Annotated in this window: 5 protein-coding genes and 2 pseudogenes; 2 read left to right on the top strand and 5 right to left on the bottom strand. The window is 56.5% G+C overall.

Going from position 1 to position 7,333, the window contains the following annotated elements; translation table 11 throughout:
• Nucleotides 1-219: 219 nt before the first annotated feature.
• From ssb to umuD, 3 genes and pseudogenes are all read right to left on the bottom strand, one after another.
• A pseudogene (ssb, locus tag MUW49_RS18780) lies at nt 220-444 on the bottom strand (single-stranded DNA-binding protein); the annotation flags it as partial.
• Nucleotides 445-713: 269 nt separating this feature from the next.
• Nucleotides 714-1,973, bottom strand: coding sequence for a translesion error-prone DNA polymerase V subunit UmuC (umuC, locus tag MUW49_RS18775; RefSeq protein WP_244813078.1), 1,260 nt, complete (start codon nt 1,971-1,973; stop codon nt 714-716).
• Nucleotides 1,954-2,397, bottom strand: coding sequence for a translesion error-prone DNA polymerase V autoproteolytic subunit (umuD, locus tag MUW49_RS18770; protein WP_069785121.1), 444 nt, complete (start codon nt 2,395-2,397; stop codon nt 1,954-1,956). The genes umuC and umuD overlap by 20 nt, the downstream gene beginning before the upstream one ends.
• A gap of 883 nt (nt 2,398-3,280) precedes the next feature.
• On the opposite strand from umuD, the gene MUW49_RS18765 reads away from it, so the two are divergent.
• Both MUW49_RS18765 and MUW49_RS18760 read left to right on the top strand, forming a co-directional pair.
• Nucleotides 3,281-4,603 carry an ADP-ribosylglycohydrolase family protein gene (locus tag MUW49_RS18765; protein ID WP_069785113.1) on the top strand — a complete coding sequence of 441 codons (1,323 nt, stop codon included), beginning with the start codon at nt 3,281-3,283 and terminating at the stop codon, nt 4,601-4,603.
• 140 nt (nt 4,604-4,743) lie between these two features.
• Nucleotides 4,744-5,088, top strand: a pseudogene (locus MUW49_RS18760) (integrase core domain-containing protein); the annotation flags it as partial.
• A gap of 101 nt (nt 5,089-5,189) precedes the next feature.
• On the opposite strand, the gene MUW49_RS18755 reads toward MUW49_RS18760, so the two are convergent.
• Together MUW49_RS18755 and MUW49_RS18750 are read right to left on the bottom strand one after the other, a co-directional pair.
• Complete coding sequence (locus MUW49_RS18755) at nt 5,190-6,107, bottom strand: WYL domain-containing protein (RefSeq protein WP_010674966.1); 918 nt, start codon at nt 6,105-6,107, stop codon at nt 5,190-5,192.
• 141 nt (nt 6,108-6,248) lie between these two features.
• A complete protein-coding gene (locus MUW49_RS18750) occupies nt 6,249-7,166 on the bottom strand; it encodes an IS5 family transposase (RefSeq protein WP_103261393.1) in 918 nt (305 codons plus the stop codon).
• Between the last annotated feature and the right edge of the window lie 167 nt (nt 7,167-7,333).

Genomic DNA, 7,333 nt, shown 5'->3' with positions numbered 1-7,333 from the left:
GTTGTGGTCGTGGCAGAGGTGGTAGGATAGGCATCAACTCAGTCCTTTGGGTGTGGCTTGTTTTGTTTAGCGACTAATCAGATCGCACAAACTGGACTGAGTTCCCTTCCTCCGGTGATCTACTATTCGGAACAGCTATTTAGTGATTGGTTCCGGATTGTCCTACAGCAGAAGGATCGGTCAATGGATCCTTAACTGATCAGCATTGCGCCATGTGCGGCCCTGTTTGAGGTACTGACCGGCAATCTCACCAATCTTGCCTATAAACACCACCCGGTGCCATTCGGTCCGCTCTTGCTGTTGGCCGGTTTGCCGATCACGCCAACTCTCGGAGGTCGCCAGACTGATGGTGGTCACCGCCCCCCCTTGTGCCATCTGCCGCACCTCCGGCTCCTGGCCAAGATGGCCGATCAGCATGACTTTGTTGATACCCCGAGTTGCCATATTTGCTCCAATTTTTTTATAGATAGAAAGTCGGCGGGGTCACGATCGCAATCGTTCATCCCATTACTGTATCGAATTGCGCCGGTTGAAAGGGTACGCCCCTCCACACTTACTCGCCCTCGACGGATTGACTCTTGGTGCGGGTGAAGAGGGGGAGTGATGCATCGCCCTCCGCAATCGGGAACCACCATACCCGCGACTCCCCATCACGTAGCTGTGACCATTTGGTGCCGGGGGCGGCTTTCGCCTTGTTGAGGGAGGGGAGGAGGTCAACGTGCCACCGGCAGATCTTCCCAACGGGTGGTGTAACAGGGGCTCAGGTGCGCTTGGCGCATCATCCACTCGGGTGACCCCGTACCCTGACTGGCAAAGCCGACTTTTCCCAATCCTTTGGCCTTGATCTGATCGAGCACCGCCATCAGCGCATCCGATTGAGGGGAGGGCGAGGCAAACAGATCGGCCTGTTGCTGCCCCTTGGGGGTGAACTCACTGAGCATCACGCCCGCTTTTTGATAGCGATGGCCGTCGCGCCAAATTTGCGGTAGCAGCACGCTCACTTGCTGCAGCAGCAAACGGGTGTCATCGGTTGGGCAGACCAGCCGAACGCCGGCCTGCTCGCTGTAATAGGGGGCCTGCTCATCAAACGGGCTGGTGCGCACAAACAGGTGCACCCGCTGGCAGCACATTTCCTCCGCCCGCAGCTTCTCGGCAGCGCGAGCCATAAACCCCGCCAGGGCTTGTGCCATTGCCGCGCACTCGGTGATCCGCTCGCCAAACGAGCGGCTGGAGAGGATCTGTTGCTTCGCCACCGATTCAACGGCCAGCTCTGCGCAAGGCAGGCCACGTAGCTCCTGCACGATCCGCTCGACCACCACGCCGAATTGGGCGCGCAACCTTTTGGCATCGCTGGCGACCAGATCGGCCACCGTGTGTATGGCTTGCCGTTGTAACTTGACCGTCAAGCGGCGACCAATCCCCCACACCTCCTCCACCGGGGTGATCGCCATCAGCCGGGCCCGGCGCAGTTCATCGTGCAAATCGACCACGCCGCCGGTGGCAGGCCACTTTTTGGCGGCATAGTTGGCCAGTTTGGCGAGGGTCTTGGTGGGGCCAATGCCGACCCCGACCGTGAGGCCGGTCCACTGCAGCACCCGCTGGCGGATCTGCTGCCCATAGGCGGTGAGATCCCCGGCAAACGACGCCGACAACGCCAGAAATGCTTCATCGATGGAGTAGACCTCTAGCTCAGGGGCCATGGTCTCCAGCGTGCTCATCACCCGGCTCGACATATCACCATAGAGGGCATAATTGGAGCTGAACGCCACCCCGCCATGCGCCTCAAACGGCTCGCGTATCTGAAAGTAGGGCACCCCCATCTTGATGCCCATCGCCTTGGCTTCGTAAGAGCGAGACACCACGCAGCCATCGTTGTTGGAGAGCACCACCAGTGGTCGCCCACGCAGCTCGGGGCGAAACAGCCGCTCACAACTGGCGTAGAAGTTATTAACATCAACCAGCGCAATGGCCATCACGCTGCCTCAAATTACCGATCACATGGGTCACCACCCCGAACAGCTCAAACCCTTGCTCGGCATCCACCGCCAGCGGGGCAAAGGCTGGGTTGGCGGGCAGCAACGCGAGCCGGGGGGTGAGTTGCAAGATCTTCACCGTAAAGCCGCCATCGAGCAGTGCAATCACCACGTCACCGTGGCGGGCGGTCAGGCTCTTATCGACCACCAACACATCACCGGGAAAGATACCGACCCCGGTCATGCTCTCCCCCTCGGCACGCAGGTAGAAGGTGGCGGCCGGATGGCTGATGCAGTGACGATTGAGATCGAGACTGCCTTCCAGATAGTCGCTGGCGGGGCTGGGAAAGCCGCAAGAGGCCCGCTGCAAGAACAGCGGCATGGCCACCTCAGTGGCTGAAAGGTCTGGGGTGAGTAGGTTCATCATGCTGCAAGGCTGTATATCCATACAGCCATTATAAAACCCAATGTTTGCATCAACGCAAGTTTTGGTTGGCCAGGATCGCGTAGCATGGCCTCAATCGGTAACAACATGGTCAATGGAAGATGACGAGACGAAGGAAATATATCTGCCCGGCCTGCAGGCAAAAGAGTGGTGTTGATATCGTCTATGGCATGCCGTCTGAAGAATTGGTCGCGATGAGCGATCGCCGTGAAGTGGCATTGGGGGGGTGCTGCATTGAGATCGGCTACTCGATGGAGCGGTGTTGCACCCTCTGTCAGCATGAGTGGCGCATTAAACGTAGAAAACCGACTGCGCAAACGGAGTAACCCACCGCCAGTGGGAAGGGGCGTGGGTGGCTAGCCCCTGCAACCCGGTTTTGCGGCAACGGGCTGCAACATGCTCGCAGCAGAGCCGCGAACATCTGCCTGAAAATGGTACATGTGCAAAACCTCAGTATCGGAGCGGGCGGCGAACACAGTACCCTTAACTAGGTACACATCAGAGGAAACCGGCGATGGACCGCAGACGACAGCATCGAGATCAGGTTCACCTTGGCCGACAGTCACCACGAGCGAGGTGGCGTGGGTTAGCCCTGTTCGGTGTGCTGGCGGGCTGGTTGTTTGCTCATCCTGCGCAAGCGGCCAACTGCACCTATCGGCAAGATGCATTGGGCCATACCCGCTACCGGTGTGACGATGGCAAACAGGGCACCCTGCGTGAGGATGCGCTCGGCTGTTAATCAGCAGGTTGCAAGGGGATGCTACTCCTTCTTTTATAGGGCTTTTCTGCATCATTCGCTCGCAACAGTCTTCAGTCTTGCCGGAGCGTTGGTGCATATATCTCTTCCATGGACATTACACGTATGAAAAACAGACAGAGTGCCGCCAAGGGATGTCTGCTTGGCCTCGCTATTGGCGATGCATTGGGTACAACCCTAGAGTTTGCTCCCCGTGATAGTTACACGGCATTGACAGATATGATCGGGGGGGGGCCATTTAAGCTCGAAGCTGGTCAATGGACCGATGATACCAGCATGGCCTTGTGTTTGGCTGACAGCCTGTTGGCATGTCATCGACATGATCCACTCGATCAGTTAGCTCGCTATCAACGTTGGTATCGGCAGGGTGAAAACTCAGTGACAGGTTATTGCTTTGACATTGGTAGTACCGTCAGAAGGGCACTACGCCAGTATGGTCATAGTGGCGACCCTTATCCTGGCAGTGAAGATGCCATGAGTGCAGGAAACGGCAGCTTGATGCGATTAGCGCCCATTGTGCTCTTTTACAGTCAGCATAGGGTGCAAAAAAGAGAGAATGCTCTGCAATATCTCTTGAATATGGTTGCACTGAGTTCTCGTACTACCCATGGTGAGGCTCGGGCCGTTGCGGCGTGTCAGTTGATGGCACTGTTTATTGATAAGGCGTTGCTCATCGATCCCTCCCAAGATGCTGGCAAAGATGCGGTTCTGAAACTGACAGAGTCTGAGTTGAGTGCGTTGGGAGTATTGCCGGAGGAGATAGACGCGATCGCGTGTGGAACTTATCGCCACAAGACTCGTCACGAGATTTCCAGTAGTGGTTATGTTGTGCACAGCCTGGAGGCGGCACTATGGAGTTTCTGGCATAGCACTACATTTGCCGAAGGTGCTTTGCTGGCTGCCAATCTAGGGGATGATGCCGACACTGTGGCTGCTATCTATGGCCAACTGGCCGGTGCCTATTATGGCGAAGAAGGGATCCCGGCTAGTTGGCGTGAGCGTTTAGCCTGGTATGACAAGATTTCTGATATGGCACTGACGCTACATGACGCAAATACCTGTCGCTTGCCTCAGGACTGCGAATTGGCCGAACTGGTTATACGTATGCAAGGTGTGGTGGAGCAGAGTGAGGATGAGCAGACGTTGGTGCTTGCTTCTGCCTGCTATGAGCTGGGAATCATGCAGCCAACTGGTTTGGATTGGCCGCAAGCCAGCGTTGTAATGGCACCGCAGTCATCCCTGACACCAGCAGAGCAAGAGCAGGCACAGAGTGCCGTGATTGCGACCTGGTCCAGGCTCGACTGCTGCTGCATGTTGACCGCACTCATTCGGATGGATCGTTTTTGCGACAACCTTCTCTATGATGCTGTGCGTAGTGGTCTTGTTGCCATGATATTGCAGAGATTTTCTCAACTATTGGTGGTTTGATTGGGTTTTATTGGATCTCTTACCGCTTCGTTGCCACAGCGATAACAACCGCAAACAACACCAGCGTTTTCTAGATGATGTGGCGGAGGTGAGCGAGCAACATCAGGCCTGGATTGTTGTTTATGCGATCTGCCCGTGTTGCGATCTTTATGCGCTTTGGGGATTCGTTGCCGGCATCACCGGTGGAGTGGCTGACTGATAATGGCTCGGCGTATCGAGCCCATGAGACCCGCGCGTTTGCACGAGAAATCGGGTTGGAGCCCAGAACTACTGCGGTGAGAAGCCCACAGAGTAACGGTATAGCGGAGAGCTTCGTGAAGACGATGAAGCGAGACTATATCGAGATGATGCCAAAACCGGATAGCCGAACAGCGGTAGGCAATTTGGCTATCGCGTTTGAGCATTATAACGAACACCACCCGCACAGCGCCTTGGGATACCGTTCACCCCGGGAATTTCTGCGCAGTCGGGTATCACAATCCTAAGCGGGAAAAAGTGTCTGGACCTATGGGGTCAAATCCAACGGATAAACAGTCAGGTGCTCGTAGTGGCGTCGTGAGCTGGGCCACTACAAAGCACCAGCCCGCTATGAAATTTGCAAATCTGCATTCTTGAGCTTAAAGACACAGCCTTGCCGGATCAGCTCCTCCCGGTTGGCGAGCACCAGTGGGTAGAGCAGGGGATTATTAGCATGTTCCCCGTTGTAGCTCACCTGCATCCGCTCCAGGGCGTAATGCATCAAGGGGACGCGCTGTTCTATCAGCAACTTGCCGTCGGTCATCGCATAGTCGCTGGCGATAATGGCCTGCTGTTCATCACCCAGACAGGGATTGGGGGTCACCACAGCGACCACCCGATTGTTCCACTCCAGATCCTGATCTCGACCGTGGGCCGAAGCGTCGAGTAGCTCCGGCTTGCCCCGAAAGCGGCTCATCACAAAGTCCAGATAATCCCTCTTCTTCTCGCAATACGCCCGCACATGCCAGCGAATGCCGTCATAGACCAAGGTATGGGGAACTATATTGCGCCCGCTACGCTCGGCCGAACTGAGCGACACATAATCCACATCCACCCGTAACTGGCTGCGGGCCGCCTGCACCAGACCGCGTACGATGACGGGGTCGATATGGCGGTTAGGCACATCCAGGATCTCGATATGGCCGTAACGCAGGTCCATCAGTGGCAGCGCCAAGACACCTGCCTCATGCTGGCGCTGATGCTGCTTCTCTCGGTGCAGCAGCAACAGATACTCATCCACCTTGCCTTCGCTAAAGCGAGGGCTGAACTGGGCGGTAGGTTTGTAGCCCTTGAGATTACGGTCGTACTCCAGCCCTTGTGGCGAGACCTCCTGGATATAGCGGTTGATATCCCTCGACGCCTGCTGGCGGCCAATGTTGAAGGCAGTGCAGAGGTGGTTGGTGGTTAGGCGGCCTTCCCACATCAACACGATCTCCAGCAGTCGAAAACGCAAAGTCTGATCCCAGGTGAGCGCCCCAGCGGTCATATGTGCTCCAAAATGCGACATGTGAATGTAACCAGTATCGGCATGAGTATACAGGCGACATATACTGGCAGCACCAATTGTGTAGGGCGTTGTTGATCAAATCCGTCGCTGGATGGCCGTTCCCCAACCCGTTGATACCACTCAATTCACTGGCTGGCGAACAGGCATACCAAGCCCTATCAGCTTGTTCATCACCTTCACGCCAGCCAGGATTTCGCCCACCTGGGCGTTGTAGTTCCGCAGGCTCAGCGTTGGCCCGATGAGTTGCTTGAACCGGTACATGGCGGTCTCGGCTATCGAGCGCTGGTGATAGCCGGAGTCTTTCTTCCATTGCTTCAGTTCACCGGCCTTGAGCGCCGTCACCGCCTCGTTGCGGGGATGGCCTTCCTCCCACGGTGCCGCATTTTTTCTCGGCGGTATGGTGGCTTTCGCCCCCTTCTTCTTCAGTAGCGCATGACAGGCCTTGGTGTCATACGCACCATCGGCGCTGACCTGTTTTATCTTGCGTCGTAAGGGGTTGAGCAACGTCGGTAACACCTCGTTATCCGCCACCGTCTCCAGGCTGACTTCGGCAGCGATGACCGCATGGGTTGTGGCATCCACCGCCAAGTGGAGCTTGCGCCACACTCGTCGCTTCTCCTTGCCGTGTTTGCGAATTTTCCATTCGCCTTCGCCATAGACCTTGAGGCCGGTGGCATCAATGACCAAGTGAGCCACCGGGCCTTGGCTGGGGAGGCGGTACTTGATGTCGACGGTCTTGGCGCGCTTGCTGATACAGCTATAGTCCGGCGACTGCAAAGGCACCGCCATCAGTTGGAACAACGAGTTAATGAAGCCTTCTAGCGCCCGCAGCGGCAACTTGAACAAGCCTTTTAGCATCAGGGCCGTCTCAATGGCGGTGTCACTGTAGTGGAAACCTCTCCCTCGGCGGCCATGGTGGACCAGGCAATGCCACTGCTTAATGGCTTGTTCGTCCATCCAGATGGTCAACGAACCGCGTTGCACCAAGGCTTGGTTGTACTGCTGCCAGTTGCTGATCTTGTGCTTGGACTTGCCCATCTGATGCTCTCGGAGACTGCGCGTATCTATTCACCAGGACGGGGTTGACGGCATCAGTTCTGCCGGGATGGGATAATCTGTCTTCTCGATGCACGCCCTGACCACGGCCCTCAACCACTCCTGTGGGCAGCGGCCCAATCGCTTGCCGGTCTCCACCAACGACAGGA

The organism is Aeromonas sp. LsrichE-8G, from assembly GCF_022869435.1.
GTDB lineage: Bacteria > Pseudomonadota > Gammaproteobacteria > Enterobacterales > Aeromonadaceae > Aeromonas > Aeromonas caviae.
The sequence above is the reverse complement of the archived record's forward strand: the minus strand, read 5'-3'. Positions and strand labels throughout refer to the sequence as shown.

Bases quoted from the DNA above. Each gene is read 5' to 3' on its own strand.
- umuC (WP_244813078.1), bottom strand. From the start codon at position 1,973: ATGGCCATTGCGCTGGTTGATGTTAATAACTTCTACGCCAGTTGTGAG.
- umuD (WP_069785121.1), bottom strand. From the start codon at position 2,397: ATGAACCTACTCACCCCAGACCTTTCAGCCACTGAGGTGGCCATGCCG.
- MUW49_RS18765 (WP_069785113.1), top strand. From the start codon at position 3,281: ATGAAAAACAGACAGAGTGCCGCCAAGGGATGTCTGCTTGGCCTCGCT.
- MUW49_RS18755 (WP_010674966.1), bottom strand. From the start codon at position 6,107: ATGACCGCTGGGGCGCTCACCTGGGATCAGACTTTGCGTTTTCGACTG.
- MUW49_RS18750 (WP_103261393.1), bottom strand. From the start codon at position 7,166: ATGGGCAAGTCCAAGCACAAGATCAGCAACTGGCAGCAGTACAACCAA.